General features: G+C 52.6%; 20 protein-coding genes. 10 read left to right on the forward strand and 10 right to left on the reverse strand.

Going from position 1 to position 22,312, the window contains the following annotated elements; genetic code table 11:
- Positions 1 to 21: 21 nt before the first annotated feature.
- A complete protein-coding gene (locus H3L98_RS02565; protein ID WP_246327832.1) occupies positions 22 to 2,172 on the reverse strand; it encodes a heavy metal translocating P-type ATPase in 2,151 nt (716 codons plus the stop codon).
- A gap of 119 nt (positions 2,173 to 2,291) precedes the next feature.
- On the opposite strand from H3L98_RS02565, the gene truA reads away from it, so the two are divergent.
- The 5 genes from truA (at position 2,292) to H3L98_RS02590 (ending at position 6,837) form a co-directional block, all read left to right on the forward strand.
- Entirely contained in the window at positions 2,292 to 3,074 is a 783-nt protein-coding gene (truA, locus tag H3L98_RS02570; protein WP_051532110.1) for a tRNA pseudouridine(38-40) synthase TruA, read from the forward strand.
- 3 nt (positions 3,075 to 3,077) lie between these two features.
- Complete coding sequence (locus H3L98_RS02575; protein ID WP_027022306.1) at positions 3,078 to 4,601, forward strand: ABC transporter permease; 1,524 nt, start codon at positions 3,078 to 3,080, stop codon at positions 4,599 to 4,601.
- 217 nt (positions 4,602 to 4,818) lie between these two features.
- Complete coding sequence (locus tag H3L98_RS02580) at positions 4,819 to 5,181, forward strand: outer membrane protein assembly factor BamE (protein ID WP_027022305.1); 363 nt, start codon at positions 4,819 to 4,821, stop codon at positions 5,179 to 5,181.
- Positions 5,178 to 5,978, forward strand: coding sequence for a 4-hydroxy-tetrahydrodipicolinate reductase (gene dapB, locus H3L98_RS02585; RefSeq protein WP_027022304.1), 801 nt, complete (start codon positions 5,178 to 5,180; stop codon positions 5,976 to 5,978). Before H3L98_RS02580 ends, dapB begins: the two co-directional genes overlap by 4 nt.
- Positions 5,965 to 6,837 carry an NAD(P)H-hydrate dehydratase gene (locus tag H3L98_RS02590; RefSeq protein ID WP_027022303.1) on the forward strand — a complete coding sequence of 291 codons (873 nt, stop codon included), beginning with the start codon at positions 5,965 to 5,967 and terminating at the stop codon, positions 6,835 to 6,837. Before dapB ends, H3L98_RS02590 begins: the two co-directional genes overlap by 14 nt.
- Here H3L98_RS02590 and H3L98_RS02595 read toward each other — a convergent pair.
- The 4 genes from H3L98_RS02595 to pyrH form a co-directional block, all read right to left on the reverse strand.
- Entirely contained in the window at positions 6,834 to 7,490 is a 657-nt protein-coding gene (locus H3L98_RS02595; RefSeq protein ID WP_027022302.1) for an isochorismatase family protein, read from the reverse strand. The genes H3L98_RS02590 and H3L98_RS02595 overlap by 4 nt on opposite strands.
- Positions 7,491 to 7,580: 90 nt before the next feature.
- Entirely contained in the window at positions 7,581 to 8,165 is a 585-nt protein-coding gene (locus H3L98_RS02600; protein ID WP_084481899.1) for a hypothetical protein, read from the reverse strand.
- A gap of 333 nt (positions 8,166 to 8,498) precedes the next feature.
- Positions 8,499 to 9,056 (reverse strand): ribosome recycling factor, encoded by a 558-nt coding sequence (gene frr / locus H3L98_RS02605; protein WP_027022301.1) that lies wholly within the window; start codon positions 9,054 to 9,056, stop codon positions 8,499 to 8,501.
- A 91-nt stretch (positions 9,057 to 9,147) separates the two neighbouring features.
- Complete coding sequence (gene pyrH / locus H3L98_RS02610; protein ID WP_027022300.1) at positions 9,148 to 9,861, reverse strand: UMP kinase; 714 nt, start codon at positions 9,859 to 9,861, stop codon at positions 9,148 to 9,150.
- A gap of 305 nt (positions 9,862 to 10,166) precedes the next feature.
- Between pyrH and murJ the strand changes: the two genes are divergently transcribed.
- The 4 genes from murJ to H3L98_RS02630 all read left to right on the forward strand — a co-directional run bounded on the left by murJ (position 10,167) and on the right by H3L98_RS02630 (position 16,515).
- Positions 10,167 to 11,708 carry a murein biosynthesis integral membrane protein MurJ gene (gene murJ / locus H3L98_RS02615; protein ID WP_027022298.1) on the forward strand — a complete coding sequence of 514 codons (1,542 nt, stop codon included), beginning with the start codon at positions 10,167 to 10,169 and terminating at the stop codon, positions 11,706 to 11,708.
- Between the two features lies 1 nt (position 11,709).
- Positions 11,710 to 12,801, forward strand: a complete 1,092-nt coding sequence (locus H3L98_RS02620; protein ID WP_051532109.1) for an MBL fold metallo-hydrolase — start codon at positions 11,710 to 11,712, stop codon at positions 12,799 to 12,801.
- Between the two features lie 161 nt (positions 12,802 to 12,962).
- A complete protein-coding gene (gene secA / locus H3L98_RS02625) occupies positions 12,963 to 15,665 on the forward strand; it encodes a preprotein translocase subunit SecA (RefSeq protein WP_027022297.1) in 2,703 nt (900 codons plus the stop codon).
- A gap of 4 nt (positions 15,666 to 15,669) precedes the next feature.
- Positions 15,670 to 16,515 (forward strand): SDR family NAD(P)-dependent oxidoreductase, encoded by an 846-nt coding sequence (locus H3L98_RS02630; RefSeq protein ID WP_027022296.1) that lies wholly within the window; start codon positions 15,670 to 15,672, stop codon positions 16,513 to 16,515.
- 161 nt (positions 16,516 to 16,676) lie between these two features.
- Here the strand turns inward: H3L98_RS02630 and H3L98_RS02635 are convergent, their stop codons facing one another.
- Positions 16,677 to 17,411, reverse strand: coding sequence for a DUF4440 domain-containing protein (locus H3L98_RS02635; protein WP_084481898.1), 735 nt, complete (start codon positions 17,409 to 17,411; stop codon positions 16,677 to 16,679).
- A 150-nt stretch (positions 17,412 to 17,561) separates the two neighbouring features.
- Entirely contained in the window at positions 17,562 to 18,464 is a 903-nt protein-coding gene (locus H3L98_RS02640) for a metal ABC transporter solute-binding protein, Zn/Mn family (RefSeq protein WP_027022295.1), read from the reverse strand.
- A 131-nt stretch (positions 18,465 to 18,595) separates the two neighbouring features.
- Between H3L98_RS02640 and sstT the strand changes: the two genes are divergently transcribed.
- Complete coding sequence (sstT, locus tag H3L98_RS02645; protein WP_420838889.1) at positions 18,596 to 19,849, forward strand: serine/threonine transporter SstT; 1,254 nt, start codon at positions 18,596 to 18,598, stop codon at positions 19,847 to 19,849.
- Between the two features lie 226 nt (positions 19,850 to 20,075).
- On the opposite strand, the gene H3L98_RS02650 is transcribed toward sstT, so the two are convergent.
- The 3 genes from H3L98_RS02650 to H3L98_RS02660 form a co-directional block, all read right to left on the reverse strand.
- Positions 20,076 to 20,744: an HAD family hydrolase gene (locus H3L98_RS02650; protein WP_027022293.1), complete on the reverse strand. Its 669-nt coding sequence runs from the start codon at positions 20,742 to 20,744 to the stop codon at positions 20,076 to 20,078.
- 27 nt (positions 20,745 to 20,771) lie between these two features.
- Positions 20,772 to 21,311 (reverse strand): DUF924 family protein, encoded by a 540-nt coding sequence (locus H3L98_RS02655; RefSeq protein ID WP_027022292.1) that lies wholly within the window; start codon positions 21,309 to 21,311, stop codon positions 20,772 to 20,774.
- A 346-nt stretch (positions 21,312 to 21,657) separates the two neighbouring features.
- Positions 21,658 to 22,290: a helix-turn-helix domain-containing protein gene (locus tag H3L98_RS02660; RefSeq protein ID WP_027022291.1), complete on the reverse strand. Its 633-nt coding sequence runs from the start codon at positions 22,288 to 22,290 to the stop codon at positions 21,658 to 21,660.
- Between the last annotated feature and the right edge of the window lie 22 nt (positions 22,291 to 22,312).

A 22,312-nucleotide genomic window follows, 5' to 3' on the forward strand; every position in this document is an offset into this window, starting at 1 on the left:
ATTGAGGAAAACGGCATTTTTTTAATCTGATGGCATTGATACGGATTTTTGCCCGAAACGGTGCAGGCGCAGAGAATTGATCAGCACCGATACGGAACTGAGTGCCATCGCCATGCCTGCCACGGTGGGGCTGAGTGTGCCCGTGGCGGCAAGGGGAATCGCCAATACATTATACGCAAATGCAAAAAACAGGTTTTGGCGGATGGTGCGGCGGGTGGCGCGGGCAACGGCGAACGCATCTGCCAAACGCATCAGCGAGGGGCGCATCAGCACGGCTTGGGCGGTGTGTTCGGCGGCGGCGCTGCTGCCGTAGGGGGCAAAACCGATGTGGGCGGCGGCGAGTGCGGGGGCATCATTAATGCCGTCGCCAATCATGGCAATGTGTTTGCCCGATTGGGCGAGTTGTGCCACGGTATCGGTTTTGTCGCGTGGCGACATACCGCCTTGGGCGCGAGCAATCCCTGCTTCGGCGGCACTGCGGGCAACGGCGGCGGGACGGTCGCCACTGAGCATCAGCGTGGCGATGCCCATGTTTTGCAAACGGGCAACGGCGGCGCGGCTGTCGGGTTTGAGGGTATCGGCAAAGGCAAATGCGCCTGCGGGTTTGCCGTTGACGGCAACGGCGGCAATGCCTGCTTCCCGCCATGTTTCGTTATCGGGCAAGGTAGTCAGTCCGCAAAATTCGGGCGAACCGACACGCACGTCGCCCATGCCCGTTACCGTGCCGCTGATGCCTTGTCCTGCTTCGGTGCGGACGGATTGGGCGGCGGGAATGTCGCCTAATTGATGGGCGCGGCGCACAATGGCAGCGGCAAACGGGTGCAGGCTGTGGCGTTCCAAGGCAGCGGCAGCGTGCAGCAAACGGGTTTCGTCTGTGTCGGCTGCGGTGTGGACGGCGATGATGTCGGGACGACCTTCGGTCAGCGTACCCGTTTTGTCAAACACGGCGGTATCGGCAGCGGCAGCACTTTCCAAAGCGGCAGGATGTTTAAACCAAACCCCGTGCCGTACCGCTGCCGCCATGCCCGCCATCACCGCAGCAGGCGTTGCCAAACCGAGGGCGCACGGACACGCCACCACCAGCACCGCCACCCCACGCATCACCGCCGTACCCGCTGCCACGCCCGCCATCAGGTTGCCCGCAAAAGTGAGCAATGCCACCGCTGCCACCAAAGGCACAAACACCGCTGCCACGCGGTCTGCCAAGGCAGCGGCAGGCGCTTTGCCCGATTGTGCTTCTGCCAACGCCCGCATCATGTCGCCCAACAGTGTGTCTTCGCCCAATTTGTCGGCGCGGTATTCTAAGGAACCGTGCAACACTGCCCCTGCCAACACGCTGTCGCCCGCACGTTTGGCAACGGGACGGCTTTCACCTGTAAGATGGCTTTCGTCTGCCCATGCTTCGCCCGACAACACCGTACCGTCTGCGGCAATCCGTCCGCCGTGTATCCCGCGCAAATGCTCGCCCATGCCAATTTGTGCCACTTCAATTTCCACCCATTCGCCGTTGCGTTGCGCCTGCACGGTTTTGGGAACGAGTTTGACCAGCAATGCCAAACCGTTCAGGCTTTCGCGTTTCATGCGTTCTTCCCAGTATTTGCCCAAAGACACCAGTGCCAGCACCATCACGCCTGTTTCAAAATACACGCCGTGCGTTCCCGCACCTTGCGCGGCAGACACCAGTGAATACAGGTAAGCGGCAGCCGTTCCCGCTACCACCAGCACATCCATATTGGCACTGCCGCCGCGCAAAGCTGCCCACGCCCGCCGATAAAACGGTTGTGCCAGCCAAACTTGCACCAGCGTAGCAGCCACAATTTGCCACCACAGCGGCGGCATCAGCGCGTGCGAACCGAATAACATGCCCGCCATTCCGGGAATAAATGTCGCCATCAGCACCAAAAGCAGTTTCAAACGCCAATCGGGGGGAGCGGGTGCGGGCAGCGGTGCAGTCGTGCCTTGTACGGCGTGCGCGGAAAATCCCGCCCGTTCCACCAGCGCCGCCAACTGCGCGGCATCGGCAGCCGCCGCATCAAAATCAATCCGCGCCTCTTCGGTGGCAAAACTCACTTCGGCACGGCTTACCGCAGGGTGCGCGTTTAACACTTTTTCCACCCGCGCCGCACAGCTTTGGCAACTCATGCCGTCAATCCGCAAACGCAAACGTTCCATGATGTCTTTTTCCCAAAATAAAGGTAGCGATATTATCGGGTGCATTATCCGTTTTTCAACATTTTTGACAGCGCCGCCTGCTTGTTGAACAATGCGCGTTTTAACCGCCCATTCCGCCCATGACCCGCTACGCCCTTACCCTTGCTTATGACGGCAGCCATTTTTTTGGTTGGCAAAAACAGGCAGACGGCACGCCCACCGTGCAAGCCGCTCTTGAACATGCTTTGGAACAGATGGCAGAGCATCCCGTGCGGACCTTTGCCGCAGGGCGCACCGACACAGGCGTACACGCGCTGGCACAAACCGTGCATTTTGACACCGACACCGTTCGCCCCTTGCAAGCATGGGTGCGCGGGGTTAATGCCCGTTTGCCTGAAGGCGTGGCGGTGCTGCACGCCCAAGCGGTTGATGAACGTTTTCATGCCCGTTTTGATGCCTGTGCGCGGCGTTACCGCTATGTATTGCAATCCGCGCCCGTGCGTTCGCCGCATTTATACCGTCGTGCAGGGTGGACACATTATCCTTTAGACGCTGCGCTGATGCGCCAAGCCGCTGCGCTATTGGTGGGAACACACGATTTTTCCAGTTTCCGCGCTGCGCAATGTCAAGCCAAATCCCCTGTTAAAACCCTGTATTCCGCCGAAATCCAACACACGGGCGAGCGTTTTGTGTTTGATTTCCATGCCAATGCCTTTTTGCATCACATGATACGCAATATTGTTGGCGCACTGGTATATGTGGGCAGCGGACGTTTAAGTGTCAATGCTTTTGCAGAACTGCTGCAAGCGCAAAACCGTTGCCACGCACCGCCCACTTTTATGCCTGACGGTTTGTATTTTGTCGGCGCAGACTATCCGCCTGAATGGGGCATTTACCCAGTTCCCGCATCCGATTGGCTGTAAACCATGATGTACCGTACCGGTTTTTGGCTGTTCGCGCTGATGCCGCTGCTGTTTTTATCGGCAACGGTGTTGGCACCGCTGTTTGCTATGCTGCGTTATGAAGATGCCGCGTTGCTGTGGGGCGAAATCTTGGGCGACAGCTATTACCGTTGGCGCATCGGCTGGACGGCGTGGCAGGCGTTTTGTACGGTGATGTTGACCTTGTGTTTGGGCGTGCCTGTGGGGTGGGTGCTGGCGCGTTTGCAGTTTCGTGGGAGATTGTGGCTGCTGCGGCTGCTGATGCTGCCGTTTATCACGCCCACTTTGGTAGCAGGCATGGGCGTATTGGCATTGTTTGGCGAACGCGGGCTGTTGTGGCGAGGTTGGCAGGATACACCTTATTTGTTGTTATACGGCAATGTTTTTTTTAATCTGCCCGTGATGATACGCGCTGCCTATCAGGGTTTTTGCGCTGTTCCCACCAACCGCGTGGCAGCGGTGCAAACCTTGGGCGCGGGTGCGTGGCAACGGTTTTGGCAGGTGGAACGACCCGTGTTGCTGCCGTGGCTGGCGGGTGCGGGCTGTTTGGTGTTTTTGTATTGTTTTTCGGGATTTGGTTTGGCGTTATTATTGGGCGGACAGCGTTATGCCACCGTAGAAGTGGAAATTTATCAACTGATTGCCTATGAATTGGACATGGCACGGGCAGGGGTATTGGTGTGGCTGGTGTTGGCGGTAACGGCGTTGGCAGGGGGCGCGTATGCGTGGGTGAGCCGCCGCAGCCATGCTGCCAAAGTACGCCCGCTATCGCCACGCCCGCCGCAAACGGTTTGGGAACGGCTGTTGTTGGCAACGGTATTGACTGTGCTGCTGTGTTGCTGCGTATTGCCCTTGTTGGCGGTACTGGCACGGGCAATGGGCGCGGGCGAAGCGTGGCAGGTGTTGTGGCACGAAGAAACTTTATTGGCGTTGTGGAATACGCTGCGTTTTACGGCGGCGGCGGTGGCGGTATCGGCGTTGTTGGGAATGGCACACGCGGCGTTGGTGCGCCGTTGGACGTATTTACGCGCTTTAACCTTTTTACCGTTTATGGTATCGCCCGTGTGTTTGGCGTTTGGGATGCTGCTGCTGTATCCCGATTGGTCGGCATCGCTGGGGATGCTGGTTGCGCTGTATGCGCTGCTGGCTTATCCGTTTGTAACCAAAGACATATTGGCGGCATGGGACGCTTTACCGCCTGCCTATACCGCAGCGGCGCGGATATGCGGGGCAAACCGTTGGCAAGTGCTGGGTACGGTTACACTGCCTTTGCTGCTACCTGCTTTGCGGCGCGGGCTGACCTTGGCAGCGGCCACAGGCATAGGTGAATTCGCCGCTACTTTACTGCTGTCTCGCCCCGAATGGACCACTTTAACCACCTTAATTTACCGCTATTTAGGCAAAGTGGGTGCAGAAAATCAAGACAAAGCCGCAGTGCTGACAGTTTTGCTGATGGCATTGTCGGTGCTGGTGTTTGTGGCATTAGACGGCAAAGAACGTGAATCGTAATAGTTAATGTGATTTATTTTTCAGACAAGGCGGCGATGCCGCAGACAGTATGAATCATACGGCAAGGTGATGCCAACGCCGTATGGGAAATAAAGCACATTGACTATAAGGCTTTTGGTTTGCCTTATCTTATGGTAAGGTTGCAGATTTTTGCCCCGTTTGTGTTGGCATTGATGGTATCTATTTGAAAAATAAACACATAAATGAAAGGTATTCTATGAATAAAACATTTGCATTACTGTGTGCCGCGCTGTTGGCAAGCGCGTGTACGCCCAAGCTGGTGGAACAGCTTCCCTATTACAAACTGCCTGTGATTCAAGGCATTCCCTTGGATGTGGAAGCCGTGGCTGCCTTAAAACCGGGCATGACACGCGAGCAGGTACAATTAACCGTAGGCGCACCGTTGCTGAATTCCGTGTTCCGTAACGACCGTTGGGATTATACTTATGAAGTGGTGCGCGGCGGCAAAGTCAAAGAAACCAAAACGTTAACCGTTTATTTCCAAGGCAATATGGTGTCGCGCATTGAAGGCAGTGCCTTGGATGAAATCCAGCGCAATAGACAGGAAGCAACACAATGAATGATTTAAGAATTGCAATTGCAGGCGTAGGCGGGCGCATGGGCAAAATGTTGGTGGAAGCGGTGGCACAGCGTGAAGGCGTGGTGTTGTCAGGCGCGTTAGAGCACGCTGCTTCGCCCGTATTGGGTAATGTGGTGGCAGACGGGGTACGCATCAGTGCCGATGTGGATGCGGTATTGGACACTTGCGATGTGCTGATTGACTTTACCCGTCCCGATGCTTCGCTGCCACTGATTGCCCGCTGCGCCGAAAAAGGCGTAAAACTGGTTATCGGTACAACGGGTTATGATGAAGCAGGCAAAGCGGCGATTGCGGCGGCTGCCGAGCGCACCGCCGTGGTGTTTGCCGCCAACTACAGCGTGGGCGTGAATCTGACCTTTCATATTTTGGACACCGTTGCCCGCGTGTTAAACGAAGGTTACGATATTGAAATTATTGAAGCGCATCACCGTCACAAAATTGATGCGCCCAGCGGAACAGCGTTGCGGATGGGCGAAGTGATTGCCCATGCCTTGGGGCGTGATTTGCGCGAATGTGCGGTTTACGGACGCGAAGGGCAAATAGGTGCGCGCGCTGCCGATACCATTGGTTTTGCCACCGTGCGCGGCGGCGATATTGTCGGCGACCATACCGCGCTGTTTGCCACAGAAGGCGAGCGCGTGGAAATTACCCACAAGGCTTCCAGCCGCATGACCTTTGCCGGTGGTGCAGTACGCGCAGCGGCGTGGCTGGCTTCGCAAGATAAGGGTTTGTTTGATATGCAGGACGTATTGGGATTGCGCCATGACACCGTTTGATACTGAAACCAGCCGCCGTTATGCTTTACAGCATTTTCCCGATATCTGCCAACCGCACCCCGAAAACAGCCACAAAGGGACGTTTGGCACGGTAGCCGTTATCGGCGGCAGCAAGGGCATGACGGGTGCGGCATTGTTGGCGGCGGAAGCGGCTTTGTACGGCGGTTGCGGCAAAGTGCTGGTGGGTTTGGAACATTATCCGCCACCCGTTCACCATGCCCGTTTGGAACTGATGGCAGACGATGCCGTGTCGGTATCGGCAGGCAGTGCGGATGTGTGGGTATTGGGTTGCGGTTTGGCGGAAACCGACCGTGCCGCTGCCTTGCTTGCGCCTGTCTGCCGCCGTGCCGATGCGGTGGTGCTGGATGCGGGTGCATTGAATTTGTTGGCAAAACAAGCGCTGCCGCTTCCTGATGCGGGGCAAACGGTGCGCGTGTTAACCCCCCATCCGGGCGAAGCGGCACGGCTGCTGAAAAGCAGCGTAGATGCCGTTGAGCAAAACCGTGTGTGGGCAGCACGCGAATTGTCGTCCCGCCATCAGGCTTGGGTGGTATTAAAAGGGCATGAAAGCGTGATTGCTTCCGCTCAAGGCTTTTTACGCATCAACCGCAGCGGCAATGCAGGTTTGGCAACCGCAGGCAGCGGTGACGTGCTGGCGGGTTTGATTGGCAGCCTGTTGGCACAGGGCATTGCCGTAGAACAGGCAATTGCCGCTTCGGTATGGCTGCACGGTGTGGCTGCCGAATGGCTGGCAGCACGGCAAACCGGTCCCATCGGTTTGTTGGCAGGCGAACTGCCCGCTGCCATCCGCTGGCTGCGTAACCGCTTGGTCAGCGTGGCGGGCAGCGCCGCCGCTTAAGCGGCAGCGCAATTTGTCGGTGCGCTCGACAAATATTCGCCCACCGCCGCCGCATCGTCCAAAATCACCGCGCCCTGCTGCGCCATTTGCGCCCAAGCCTGTTCGCAGGTATCAGCAGCAATGCCTCGGCAGGCAGCGCGGTTAACCAACACCTTGATGCCGCTGTGCTGCAACAGCTGCAATACTGTGGTTTTCACACAATAATCCGTTGCCAAACCGCCCACAATCACCGTGTCAACCTGTTGGCTTTGCAGCCATTCAATCAAACCCGTGCTGCGCTGTTCTTTCAAATCGTGAAAACACGCACCATAAGGGTGCAATTCGGGCGACGTGCCTTTCCATACACAAAAATCATATTCGCTTTCGGCAGGCAAACCGTCTAATAATTCAAATCCGTATGTGCCTACAATGGCATGAGCAACCCAAGTTTGGTCGGCATCGGGCAAGCCTGTGAGCTGACCCATCTGGCTGTGGTCGGCGCATAGCCATTTGGCTTCCAAGGTGTGCGCGTCTTTGGTCATCACCCGTAAATCGGCGTATTGGGCTTGTGCGTTTAATTCCGACACGATTTCATCGCCGCCTGCCACGGGCAGTTCATTCGGGCAAAGCGGAGTAAAGGTTTTTTGGGCATCAACATCAATGGCTGCAATCATGGTTTGCCTTTCGTTGGTTGTGGGTATGGAATAAACGCCTTGCCGCGTAACAATACGGTCAAGGCGTTGTGGTTATTTGGATTGAATCGGTTATTTTTTAACCAGTTTCCAATTGTTGCGACCCAAATCCACCAAACGGATTCTGCCGTCTGAAGAAATAAAGCCGCCTTTGGTTGCCGACAAAATAATGCCTTTGGGCAAAGTGGCAGAGAAAATTTCCGCCTGTTTTTTGTCCTTACTAAAAATGGCGTAGGCTGCCAAAGACTGGTTATCGGGGTCCACCATGCGGATATTGGCAACGTTGAATAACTGCACGCATTGTTGCAGCAATACCGACCAAGTTGCACCTGTGGCGGTTTGACAACCGTAAGCATCAACAACAGTGCTGACAGGCGGCGGACTAACCGTTTTGGTTACGGCAGGCGGTTTGGTGGCGGTAGTGCTTGGCTGACGCGGTACTTGCACCTGTACCGGCGGCGCAACGGCAACAGGGGGCTGTACCACCACCTGCGGCACTTGCGGCGTAGCGGTTACCACCGCCGTTTGCGGCAGCATGGACGGCACCACGCCCGGATACACCTGATAGGGCTGGTAAGCTTGATAGGGGGGCAGCTGGTTGGTGCACGCACCCAGCAAAACCGTTACGGCGGCAGCCGTGAAAATGTGATGTTTCATGGTTGAATGCCTTTCAAAAATGAATCAAATTACGGAAAACATACAGAGCCTTGCAAAAAAGCCTTGCCCTGCTGGATGATACGGTAGCGATTGTATGCCAATTGGCTGTCGCGCACACCTGCTGCGGGGGAATAAGTGGGATAAAAGCGTGTATTTATGTAAAGAAAACCACAAAATCTAACCATTCTTTACAAAACCGTATCGGGGCGCACGGCGTAAACCTGTGCCTGTGGCGGCGGACGAATGTAAATCGGCTTAAAATTGTGTCAAGAAACCCCCATCTACCGCAAAAAACCGAAATCGGGGATTTTTTGACACAATATCTGCAGCTTATCAGATTGCCATCAGGTCTTCTTCTTTAGCGGCAAGCGTTTTGTCAGCTTCGGCAATGTATTTGTCGGTCAGTTTTTGTACCGATTCTTCGCCACGACGGGCATCGTCTTCGGTGATTTCTTTGTCTTTGAGCAGTTTTTTGATGTGGTCGTTGGCATCGCGGCGCACATTGCGGATGGCAACGCGTCCTTCTTCCACTTCGCCGCGCACCACTTTAATCAGGTCTTTGCGGCGCTCTTCTGTGAGCATGGGCATGGGTACGCGAATCACGTCGGCCATCGCAGCGGGGTTCAAACCCAAATTGGAATCGCGGATGGCTTTTTCTACCGCCGATGCCATATTGCTTTCATATACTTTGACGCCGATGGTACGCGCATCCAGCAGGGTAACGTTTGCCACTTGGCTCACGGGAACGGGACTGCCATAGTATTCCACTTCCACTTGGTCGAGCAAACCAGTGTGGGCGCGTCCGGTACGCACTTTTGCCAGATTTTCGCGCAAGACTTCCAGCGAACGCTGCATTTTGGTTTCGGCGGTTTTTTGAATGTCGTTAATCATAAGGTTTTGTCCAAAATCAATCGGTCTAAATGGCGAATATTATCGCGTTTGCGCCGTGCCAACAAGAATATTGCGGCACGGGTCAGGCACTTCAGTTATGCACCAGCGTGCCTTCGTCTGCGCCCAAAATCACGTTTTTTAACGCGCCGTCTTTGTGAATGTCAAACACAACGATGTTCAAACGGCGTTCGCGGCACAGGGCAAAGGCGGTGGCGTCCATTACTTTCAGGTTTTTGTTCAGGGCTTCATCAAAAGTTAGGGTTTGATAACGCTCGGCAGAGGGGTCTTTTTTCGGGTCAGCGGTATAAACACCATCTACATTGGTTGCCTTCATCATAATGTCGCAGTTCATTTCCGCACCGCGCAGGGCAGCAGCAGTGTCGGTGGTAAAGAAGGGGTTGCCCGTGCCTGCGGCAAAAATCACCACTTTGCCTTCTTCCAGATATTGAATGGCTTTGGGACGGGCGTAGGTTTCGGCAATCTGCTGCATGGATAGGGCAGACTGTACCCGTGCTTTCGTTCCCAAGCTTTCAAACGCGTCTTTTAATGCCAAAGCGTTCATTACCGTTGCCATCATACCCATATAATCGGCAGTGGCGCGGTCCATGCTTTGCGCCTGACCCGATACGCCGCGGAAAATATTACCGCCGCCCACCACCACGCCGACTTGTACGCCCAAATCGGCAATTTCTTTGACTTGCGACACAATGCGCATAATGGTTTCGCGGTTGATGCCGAATGGGTCGCCGCCCATCAGCGATTCGCCAGACAGTTTGAGCAGGATGCGTTTGTATTTGACAGTCATGTGAAGCACCTTCTTATATAGGGAAACAAACAGATAAATGGGGCGCATTATAACGCGTTTTTACCGATTTTTACTTTGCCTGCGGCAAAAATCCCACACAGGTAGTGCAGCAGTCGCAGTCGCGGGCATGATGCGGATAATGCAAAACTTGATAATATTTTGATTTGTATTAAAAATGATGGGGAATCGGTACATCATCTTGCACAATTTGCCTGTTTTTAGTGTACACTTGGCAATAATCATGCTTGCCCGCCGCATTAGCCTGCTGCGGCAAGCCGAAAATGGCAAACCGAAAAGGAATCTTGATGAACCTACTGGCCGTTTTAGCCAAAGTCAGCAGCATGACCATGCTGTCGCGGATTTTGGGCTTTGTGCGCGATGCGGTATTGGCGCGGATTTTCGGTGCGGGCGCGGCAATGGATGCGTTTGTGGTGGCGTTCCGCCTGCCCAATCTGTTGCGGCGGGTGTTCGCCGAAGGTGCGTTTTCGCAGGCGTTTGTGCCTGTGCTGGCAGAATACCGTCAAAAACGCGATGCGCGTACCACGCAGTTATTTGTGCAATATGTGGCGGGTATGCTGCTGTTTGCGCTGTGTGTGGTGACGGCAATCGGCGTGCTGGCTGCGCCTGTGGTGATTTGGCTGACGGCGGCGGGCTTTTCTACCGAAGGCTCGCGCTTTGATTTGGCGGTGTCGCTGCTGCGGGTGGTGTTTCCTTATATTTTGTTTATTTCGCTGTCGTCTTTTGTGGGCAGTATTTTGAACACGTTTGGTCGCTTTGTGATTCCTGCGTTTACGCCCGTGCTGCTGAATGTGTCGTTTATTGTGTTTGCGGTGTTTTTTGTACCGTATTTTGACCCGCCGATTATGGCATTGGGTTGGGCGGTGTTTGTGGGTGGCATTTTGCAGCTGGTGTTTCAATTGCCGTGGCTGTGGCGTTTGGGTTTTTTAAAACGTCCGAAATTGAGTTTCCGCAGCCCTGCGGTGAATTATGTGATGCGCCAAATGTTGCCTTCGGTGTTTGCTTCTTCAGCGGCGCAGGTGTCCTTGGTGATTAACACCATGTTTGCTTCGTTTTTGGCGGCGGGAAGTGTGTCGTGGATGTATTATGCCGACCGTTTGATGGAATTGCCCGCAGGGGTCATTGGTGCGGCATTGGGAACGATTTTGCTGCCCAGCTTGTCGCGCCACGCCGCCGCAGGCAGTACCGAAGAATTTTCCGCTTTGCTGGACTGGGGCTTGCGCCTGTGCGTATTGCTGATTGTGCCTGCTGCATTCGGTTTGGCGGTGCTGGCGTTTCCTTTGATTGCCACTTTGTTTATGTATAAAGAATTTACCCTACACGATGCCCAAATGACCCGTTACGCGCTGATGGCGTATGCGGTGGGCTTGCCTGCCATGATTATGGTGCGGATTTTGGCTTCGGGCTTTTACGCGCAAAAAAATGTGAAAACGCCTACCCGTATCGCCTTGGTTTCCATTGTGGCAACGCAGTTGTTTAATCTGCTGCTGGTGTGGAAGCTGAAACACGTTGGTTTGTCGCTGGCGATTGCTTTGGGCGCGACCATCAATGCATCGTTGTTGTTAATGTTGTTAAAAATGCGTGGTATTTACACGCCGCGTTTTGGTTGGAAACGCTTTATCCGCCGTATTATGATTGCGGCGGTGATGATGGTGGGCGGTTTGCTGGCGGCGCAGCACTGGCTGCCTTTGCAATGGGTGGAAGTGAGCGGTTGGCACCGTAGCATACAGCTGCTGTGCCTGCTGATGTTGGGCATGATTTTGTATTTCGGTACGTTGGTGGTATTGGGTACGCGCCCCAGCCATTTCAGAAGGGCGGAGCAGCATTGATATGATGTCGGACGGTAGGACGCTGCTGCTGCTGGCAGCAGTATGTGTGGTTTTAGCAGGATTGGCAGGGTGGCGTTGGCAGCTGCGGCGGCGTTATCCGCCCTATCGCCAAAGCAGGCAATACGGGCGCAGAACTTTTGCCAACACGCCGCCTGCGGCGGCGTTGCACCGCCGCAGCACATTGGCGGCATTATTGTGTATGGCACTGTATCCGCAGCGTTACCGTCCGCCACAGCCCTTGCCTGTGCAACGCCCCGATTGGGACGCCTTTTTTTGTGCTGATGATAAAGAACGCATCAAAATGATTTGGTTCGGGCATTCCAGCCTGCTGATGCGCGTGGGCGGAAAAACCGTCTTTTTTGACCCCGTATTTGCCCCATCCGTGTCGCCGCTGCCGTGGATGATGCGCCGTTTTCAAGCCGCGCCCGCCGCATTGCACGAACTGCCCCCAGTGGATTATGTGGTGTACAGCCATAACCACTACGACCATCTCGACAAAACCGCTTTTCAACATTTTGCTGCAACAGCCACACAATTTATCGTGCCTTTAGGCATGGCGGCGCTGCTGCGTTCGTGGGGTGCAGCGTCCGAACGCATCCGCGAAGCCGATTGGTGGGACGAAATCGCCCTAGACGGTTGGCAGCTACACGCCGTTCCCGCCCGTCATAACAGCGGACGCGGCTGGGGCGACACCAACCTTACCCTGTGGAATGGCTGGGTTGTCCGCACCCAAAGCGAAAGCATTTACTATTCAGGCGATTCCAGCTACGGCAGCCATTTTGCCGAAATCGGCAAGCGTTTTGGCGGACTGGATTTGGCACTCATCGAAAACGGACAATACAATCCCGCATGGCGCGACAATCACATGTTTCCCGAACAAACCGTCCAAGCCGCTTTAGATGTACGCGCCAAATGCCTGATGCCCGTGCATTGGGGCGCATACGCACTCAGCACCCACCCGTGGGACGAACCCGTGTGCCGCAGCATTCCCTTGGCAAGACACGAAGGCTTGGCGGTACTGACACCCGTTCAAGGGCAGGTATTTGACCGCGAAAGCGAAACCTTCCGCTGGTGGGAAAACGGCGAATCCTAAAAACGCCCTGTTGTCCGACATGTAAAAATTTTTTCTGCTAACCGCTGTTTATGTAAAAAAACCACAGCGGTTTTTTACTTGGGGCGCGTATCGCAAAGGCAGCGCGGCTTGTGTTAAAATCTATGCCGTTTTGCCCGTATGGGGCATAGGGAATTTATGTTATGTTAGCCAATCTTGCCAAAAAAGTCTTCGGCAGCCGCAACGACCGACTGCTCAAACAATATCAAAAAAACGTCAATAAAATTAATTCACTGGAAAAAACCATACAGGATTTGTCAGACGAAGCGCTGCAAGAAAAAACCAAAGATTTCCAACAGCGTTACGCACAGGGCGAAAGCCTTGACAGCATGTTGCCCGAAGCCTTTGCCGTATGCCGCGAAGCCTCGCGCCGTGTGTTGGGCATGCGCCATTTTGACGTGCAATTGATTGGCGGCATGGTGTTGCACGACGGCAAAATCGCCGAAATGCGTACGGGCGAAGGCAAAACCTTGGTCGCCACTTTAGCGGTGTATCTGAATGCCTTGGCGGGCAAAGGCGTTCATGTGGTAACTGTAAACGACTACCTTGCCGAGCGCGACGCAGGCATTTTGGCACCTTTGTATAATTTCCTTGGTTTGAGCGTGGGCGTGATTGTCAGCAATCAAGAGCCGTTTTACCGCCAAGAAGCCTACAACGCCGATATTACCTACGGTACCAACAACGAATTCGGTTTTGACTACCTGCGCGACAATATGGTGAACGACCGTTACGACAAAGTGCAACGCAGCTTGAATTTTGCCGTGGTGGACGAAGTGGATTCCATTTTGATTGACGAAGCACGTACCCCGCTGATTATTTCGGGTCAGGCAGAAGACAACATTCAGCTGTATCAGATTATGAACCAAGTGCCACCGCAGTTGGAACGTCAGGAAAAAGAAGACGGCGCAGGCGATTACTGGGTGGACGAAAAAGCCCATCAGGTGATTTTGAGCGAACGCGGACACGAACACGCCGAAGAAATTTTGGCGAGAATGGGTTTGCTGAACGAAGGCGATTCGCTGTATTCCACAGGCAATATTATGCTGATGCACCATTTGATGGCAGCATTGCGGGCGCATTCGCTGTTCCATCTCGACCAGCATTATGTGATTAAAGACGGCGAAATCGTGATTGTGGACGAACACACAGGGCGTTTGATGGACGGTCGCCGTTGGTCAGAGGGTTTGCATCAGGCGGTAGAAGCCAAAGAAGGCGTGGAAATCCGTCAGGAAAACCAAACTTTGGCGTCCATTACCTTCCAAAACTATTTCCGTTTGTACGACAAATTGGCGGGTATGACGGGTACGGCAGATACAGAAGCCTATGAATTCCAATCTATTTACAACTTGGAAACTGTAATTATCCCCACCAACCGCCCCATTCAGCGTAAAGATTTCAACGACCAAATTTTCCGCACCGCCGAAGAAAAATATGAAGCGGTGGTTAAAGATATTGAAGTCTGCTACAAACGCGGTCAGCCCGTGTTGGTGGGTACCACCACCATTGAAAATTCCGAATTGGTGTCGCGCCTGTTGGATAAAGCAGGTTTGCCGCACAATGTGTTGAACGCCAAAGAGCATCAGCGCGAAGCCCTGATTGTGGCACAGGCGGGTAAACCTGGCATGATTACCGTTGCCACCAATATGGCGGGGCGCGGTACGGATATTGTTTTGGGCGGCAACGTCAAACATCAGGCGAATGCCATTATGGCAGACGAAAACTTAAGCGAAGAAGAGAAAAAACAACAAATCAAACAGTTAGAAGATTCTTGGGAAGCCGACCACGAGCGCGTGATGGAAGCGGGCGGTTTGCACATTATCGGTACGGAACGCCACGAAAGCCGCCGCATCGACAACCAGTTGCGCGGACGTGCTGGTCGTCAGGGCGACCCCGGTTCCAGCCGTTTTTACCTGTCGTTTGAAGACCCGCTGCTGCGCCTGTTCGCACTCGACCGCGCCGCCACCATTCTGAACAAACTCGCCCCCGAACGCGGCGTACCGATTGAAGCAGGCATTCTTACCCGCCAGATTGAAAACGCCCAGCGCAAAGTGGAAGGGCGCAACTTTGACCAGCGCAAACAAGTATTGGAATACGACGACGTTGCCAACGACCAGCGCAAAGTGATTTACCACCAGCGCAACGAAATTTTAAACAGCAACGATGTTTCCGCCATTGCCCGCGAAATGCGCCACGAAGTGATTGGCGGTTTGGTGGATACCCACATGCCTCCCGACAGCATGGAAGAACAATGGGATTTGGCAGGTTTGGAAGCGCAATTGGCAGCCGAATTCCGCACCCAAATTGACATTCGCGCTTGGTTAAAAGCCGATAATTCATTGGAAAACGAAGACGTAAAAGAACGCCTGTTGGCAGAAATTGACCGTCAATACGCCGAAAAAATCGCCTTGGTGGGACAAGATGCGTTTAACTCGTTTGAACGCAACGTCTTGTTGCACAGCATTGATAGCAATTGGCGCGAACATTTGGCAGCGATGGACTATCTGCGTCAAGGCATTCACTTGCGCGGTTACGCCCAGAAAAACCCCAAACAAGAATACAAGCGCGAAGCCTTTGAAATGTTCCGCAATTTGTGGAATACCGTGCAACACCAATCCAGCGCCCTGCTGGTATCGGTGGAAATCCGTCAAGACGACGATGTGGAACAAGCGGCAGCCGATATGTTGCCCGAACACACCGAAGCCGAAGCCATCCACCCCGATGCTAAAGAGTATTCGCCCTACACCCCCGAAGCCTTGGCAGCCGCAGGCAAAGTGGTTCACCGCAACGACCCCTGTCCGTGCGGCAGCGGCTTAAAATACAAACAGTGCCACGGTAAATTAAGCTAATATTATGACACAAAAAAGCATTTTGATTACAGGCGCATCCAGCGGCATCGGCTACGACAGCGTCTTGCGGATGCGCGCCTTGGGCTGGCGCGTGTTCGCCGCCGTACGCCAAGAAAGCGACCGCAGCCGTTTGGCAGCCGAAGGGCTGGAAACCGTGCTGATGGATTTGGACGACGAAAACAGCGTTTCCGCCGCTTTTGCCGCCGTATTGGCGCAAACAGGCGGAACGCTGGACGGCGTGTTTTGCAATGCAGGTTACGGGCAGATGGGCGCGGTGGAAGACGTTTCCCGCGCTGCGCTGCGGGCGCAGTTTGAAACCAATGTATTCGGCACATGGCAATGTGTTGCTGAAGCCATGAAAATCTTTCGTAAACAAGGGTATGGGCGTTTGTTGGTCAATAGCAGCATTCTTGGTTTTGCTGCTATGCCCATGCGCGGCGCGTACAACAGCAGCAAATTTGCCCTAGAAGGCATGTGCGACACCCTGCGCCACGAAGTACACGGTACGGAAATTTACGTCAGCTTGGTTGAACCAGGTCCCGTTACCAGCCGTTTTAGCGAACACGCCCTAAGTAAATTTAAGCAAAATATTGACATAGAAAACAGCGTGCATCGTGTGGCATATCAAAATCATTTGGCGCGTTTGGCAGGGCAAACCAAGCCCACGCCGTTTACCGTATCGGCTGCGGCTTGTGCCGAAATCTGCGCCTGTGCTTTTACCGATACCGTGCCGAAGCCGCGCTACCGCGTAACCGTGCCAACACAGGTATTTTGGTGGCTGCGGAAATTCCTGCCCACATCAGTGCTGGATATGCTGAAACGGCGTGCCTTTGCTGCCGAAAAGCGTTGAGATTTAATTGAAAACACCCGCAGATGCTTGTATCTGCAGGTGTTTTATTTTATCCCCCACTCTAGCCCTCTCCCGTAAACAGGGGAGGGGATAATGGGGAAGTTTTATCGGTTTACCAAGCACCTGCCGTGCATTCAAACAGGTGCTTGGGCTTGGAGGCTTTAGTGCGCGGCAGGCGCGGATGCGGGTGCAGGGGCTGCGACAGGGGCAATCGGAGCGGATGCCATTGCCGCTGCTGCCTGTTGCTGCTGTGCGGGCGTGGCGGCGGCGGTGGCAGGATGGGCTACCGGTGCAATCGGGGCAGAGGCGGGGGCTGCGGGCACGGCTGCAGCTTGGGCTTTGGCAGCGGCGACTGCGGCAGCGGTTTTGGCGGCTTGCGCTTCGGGCATCAGTGAGGAATGGTGGCTGGTAATCAACCAGTCTTTACCGTCCCATTTGTAGGTGTAGCTGTAGCGTCCTGTGGCTTTTTCGCCTGTTTTGCCAAAGGTAAAGGTGTAAACACCTGCATCAAACGCGGTATTACAGCCGATTTGAATGTGGCGTTCGTTGATTTCACCTACGGGCGATTTTTCCAGAAAATGAACAAAGTAGTCTTCTTTTTCGGCAGGGCTGTAACGCACTTTATCGGAAAGAGTGGGCAACAATACAGAATCTTTGGCGTAGGTCGCCACCACATTGGCAGGCTTGCCTGTTTTGAGGGCGTTGTTCCAACGGTCAAACAGGGCGGCTACTTCGTCATCGGTTATGCTGTGGCAGGCGTAGTTATTGGTATGTTGGCTTTGCTCGGCGGCGGCTTTTTCGGCTTTCTTTTCACGCTCTTGTTTGCGTTTTTCGCCGTTGCCACAGGCAGCCAGTGCCAGCACCGATGCCATTAGGGCGATGGTTTTGATATCCATGAGGTTTGCTCCTTGAAAAGGCTATTTTTATTCAAAAGATTGCAAAAACGGGCAAAGGGCGAATACACGCCACTTTGTCCGTTACAGGAAGTTTCTTAGAGCAGATATGTTAAGAGTGTTCAGGGCTTTTGTAAAGCGGATTTTACAATGCTATTTCATGCTGTTAGTGAGGGTACGCACATTGTGGCGGAACAAATCGGCATAGGTGGCAGCGGGTGCACCACGGCTAAGGGCATCGGAATACAGTTTGCCGCTGACTTTTACGCCGGTTTCTTGGGCGATGCGGCTAATCATGCGTCCGTCTTTAATGTTTTCTACAAACACGGCTTTGAGCCCTTGTTGTTTGATTTGGCGGATAATGGCAGCAACGGTACGCGCAGAAGGCTCGGCTTCGGTGCTTACGCCCTGCGGCGACAAAAACATTACGCCATAGCGTTTACCCAAATAGGCAAAGGAATCGTGTCCCGTTAAAACTTTGCGCTTGGCAGCAGGCACGGCGGCGAATTGTTGGCGGGCGTATTGGTCCAATTGTTTTAACTGGGCAAGATAACGCTGTAAACCTGCTTGGTAATGGCTTTTGCCTGCGGGATCGGCTTTGGTAAGCGCAGCGGTAACGTTGGCGGCGTATTTTTGCATCAATACGGGGTCGTGCCACACATGGGGGTCAAACTCGCCGTGGTCGTGGTCATGCCCGTGATGATGATGGGCGTGTTCGGTAGCTTTAATCGGGCTGATGCCTGCGGCGGCTTCGGCATAAGGCACTTTGCTTTGTTTAACAGCGCGGACAATATCGGCTTTTTCCAAACCCAATCCGTTGAGCAACACCAGCTTGGCTTGAGCAATGCTTTGGCTGTCGCGTGCTGTTAAACGGTAAGCGTGGGCATCGGCATCTGCGCCCACCAAGTTTTTAACCTGTACGCGGTTACCGCCGATTTGCGTGGCAACATCGCCCAAAATGCTGAAGCTGCTGACCACAGGCAAAGGTTCAGCCAAAGCTGTGCCTGTCCACACAAGCAGTGCCGCAAAAGCAGAATAAAGGGTTTTGAGATTCATGGTGGTGTTCCAATAAGTAAAAAGGGCGATTGTACCGTATTTAATGTTATAGTGTAACATCAATGCCTTTGTTTGACGGAAACCGATTTTGCGATAATAATTCGCTTTAACTTTATCTGTTTGGAAATCCCATTATGTTCTTGCATACCTTATGCCGTGTGTATCAGCGTACAGGTCTGATTTATCAAATTATTGCGGGCTTGCTGGTTGGCGCGTTTATCGGACAGTTTCTTCCCGCTGCCGTGCCCACGGTGGCGATTTTGGGTAAGCTGTTTGTGGGCGCATTAAAAAGTGTTGCCCCGTTTTTGGTGTTTGTGCTGGTAACCGCTGCCATCGCCCAACACAACAGCGAAACCAAAACCCATATCCGTCCGATTTTAATCATGTATTTAATCGGCACGTTTAGCGCGGCGGTGGTGGCGGTGGCTGCCAGCTTTATGTTTCCCAGCACGCTGACGCTGTTGCAGCAGGCTGACGACAAACTCACGCCCCCGTCAGGCATTGCCGAAGTGATGACCAATCTGCTGATGAATCTGGTTGCCAATCCTGTGAATGCTTTAAGCAATGCCAACTACATCGGCATTTTGGCATGGGCGTTGTTGCTGGGTTTTGCCCTGCGCCGTGCATCGCCTGCCACTTTAACCGTTATCAGCGATATGTCTAAAGCCGTTTCCACCATTGTGGCGTGGATTATCCGTTTTGCACCTTTGGGCGTATTGGGCTTGCTGGCAGAAACCGTTGCCAACACAGGCGCAGCCACTTTGCTGGAATATGTGCGTTTGATTGTGGTGTTGGTGGGCTGTATGGCGTTTGTGGCCTTGGTGGTCAATCCCTTGCTGGTGTTTTTGCGTATCCGTAAAAACCCTTATCCTTTGGTGTTTTTGTGCTTGCGCGAAAGCGGCGTTCCCGCGTTTTTTACCCGCTCTTCTGCTGCCAATATCCCCATCAATTTTGCTTTGGCAAAAAAACTGAATCTGCATGAAGATACGTACAGCGTGTCGCTGCCTTTGGGTGCAACCATCAATATGGCAGGCGCAGCGATTACCATTACCGTGCTAACTTTGGCAGCCGCGCACACACAAGGCATTAGCGTGGATTTTGCCACAGCATTGCTGTTAAGCTTGGTGGCAACGGTAAGTGCGTGCGGTGCATCGGGTGTGGCGGGTGGTTCGCTGCTACTGATTCCGCTGGCGTGCAGCTTGTTTAATATTTCCAACGACGTTGCCATGAATGTGGTGGCAATCGGCATGATTATCGGTGTGATTCAGGATTCTGCCGAAACGGCGTTAAACTCTTCTACCGATGTGCTGTTTACTGCAGCGGCGGATTTGGGTGCCAATATTAATGTGGCGGCGGCAGATGCGCCCAAATCTGATGCCTCTTAAAATCTGATGATTGGATAATCAAAAACGGCACGGTTAGCACAACCGTGCCGTTTTATAGTGGATAAAAATAAAAACGAGACAAGGCGACAACGCCATATCGTTGCAATTTTAATTTACTATAGTTGATTAAAATCGCAACGATACGGCGTTACCCACGCCCTGATGTACTGTTCGTACACGGCGGGCGTTGTCGCCTTGTCTCGTTTTTATTTTTATCAACTATATTTTAACGCCAATATTCAATACGCCAACCCTTTTGCTGCGCTTCCTGTTTCAGCGTGTCATCGGGATTCACTGCCACCGCTTCATTCGCCCAACGCAGCAGCGGCAAATCGTTTTTGGAATCGCTGTAAAACACCACTTTTCCGTAATCGCTGCGCTGCTTGCCACGCGTCTGCAACCATTGCTGCAAACGGGTGATTTTGCCCTCGCCCAAGCTGGGCGTGCCTTGAATTTTGCCGTTAAAACGTCCTGCTTCGTCCGTCTGCAATGCTGTTCCGATAATTTCCGTGATACCAAACAGATGGCAAATCGGCGTAATAATAAATTCATTGGTGGAAGAAATGACCAGCAATTCATCGCCTTGGCTGCGGTGTTGTGCCACGGTTGCCTGTGCGTCTGCCAAAATATACGCGGCGATTTTGTCGCGTACAAACTGCGGATGCAGCGCATCCAATTCGGCGCGCGCCACATTTGTTACTGCACCCATTTGAAAGGCAACAAATTCATGCACGTCCAAACAGCCGTTTTGGTAGTCGCGGTAAAATTGTTCGTTGCGGGCAGCGGCTTCGTCTGCATCTAAAAAACCTTGTTCAATCAAAAACTCGGTAAAGGCGCGGTCGCTGTCGGTGGCGATGAGGGTGTGGTCTAAATCAAAGATGGCAAGATTGCTCATTGGCTGACTTTCTTTAAAACAAAAAGCTTAAAAAGACGAATCGGGTTCTTGCAAAAAGGCAATTTCTTCGGCGGTGCTTTCGCGCCCCAATACGGCGTTGCGGTGGGGATAACGCCCGAAACGGTCAATAATCACTTTGTGTTTGATTTCAAATTCCAAGGCATAGGGTGTGGTGTATTCGGCAAACAGTTTTTCTGCCTGCGCGTGAACGGCGCGGCTTTCGCTGTGCATCAGCGGCATCAGCATCATGTGGCGTTCGCTGTCATTCATTTGTGCGAAACCGTTTTGTTTCACGGCTTCTTGTGTCAGCGCCACCGCCATATTGTCTTGGGCAAACGCCAAAGGGCTGTTGCGGTGCAGGTTGCGCGAAAATTGGTCCAACACAATAATTTCCGCCAAACGCCCGTGCAGGCTGTCGCGCCAGCCGTATAACTCGCTTTGTGCGGCTTGTTGCCACAGCGCGAAAAAACGGGCGCGGATTTGGGCGTCAAATTCATCGCTTTTTTTAAACCAAAACGCTTGGTTGTCGGGGGAAAACCAGAAATCTAAAATGGTTTGCGGGGTCATGGGTTTGCCCTTGTGAAAAACGGCGATTATATGTTGTTTACTATCTACTTAACAAATTTTAGACAATAGAAAACCAAGCGGTCAGTAAACTGACGGCTTGGTTTTTACCCACCCCTAGCCCTTAGTCTTAAACAACGGTTTTTCAAGTACTCGGTTTCCCTTTCTTCTAGCTGCATTCACAGCAACAGTTGTTAAGCCTTAAAGTTGCTTTGTCATCGCATTGCAGGTGCAACAGGCACTTTGCAAGGCTTAGCTGGTAAACAACAACAAAACAGGGTTAAATAACCCATAGAATTGAGCCATTATTAAGGCTGGCTCTACTACCTTAGGGGGTTTTGTAAAAATTTTACCATGAAGCAGGGTATTCAGTTAAGCCATCTATTGAAAACCCATGATTTAACAATGCTTGCCTAATCAAAAAAGGTAAAGCAGATAAATGCTCACTATACTTATTTAAATCTTGACTAAACTCACAAATAGAAATTTCTTCAAAATAATCAATCAATTCATTCAATAAAAAAGATTTGATAAATATCGTTTGCCATAATGCACCCTCTAAATTGTTGAAGTCTTTTGTACTAATTTTGTGTTGCCAAATTAGGAAAAACTTATTATTTCCTTGGTAGTGAATAATTACCTTATATGGTTGTTGAGATGAAAAACTTGATTTTTCTTGGAAAATTAGGCTAAAAATAATTTTACCTTCAACCTTTATAAAAATTTTCTCATCTTTATCGTCTACACCCCAGTAAAGCCGAAAGGTATTACGTCTTAATTTATGACCAAATAAATCTAACAATGGTTTAAGCTGTTGCTCTGTAGCCAGTTTCTCTCCTCTGTACCAAGCACTTACAACAGATTGCTGGGTGCGGCACTTATCAGCAATTTCTTTTTGCGTCCAACCATTATTAATTGCCAGCCTTATCAATTCACGAGTTTGTTTAAATGGCTTCTTTTTAGTTTTGGTATTTGACTCCATTAAATTTTCCTTTTATGTATAA

Source organism: Conchiformibius steedae (assembly GCF_014054725.1).
Taxonomy (GTDB): Bacteria; Pseudomonadota; Gammaproteobacteria; order Burkholderiales; family Neisseriaceae; genus Conchiformibius; species Conchiformibius steedae.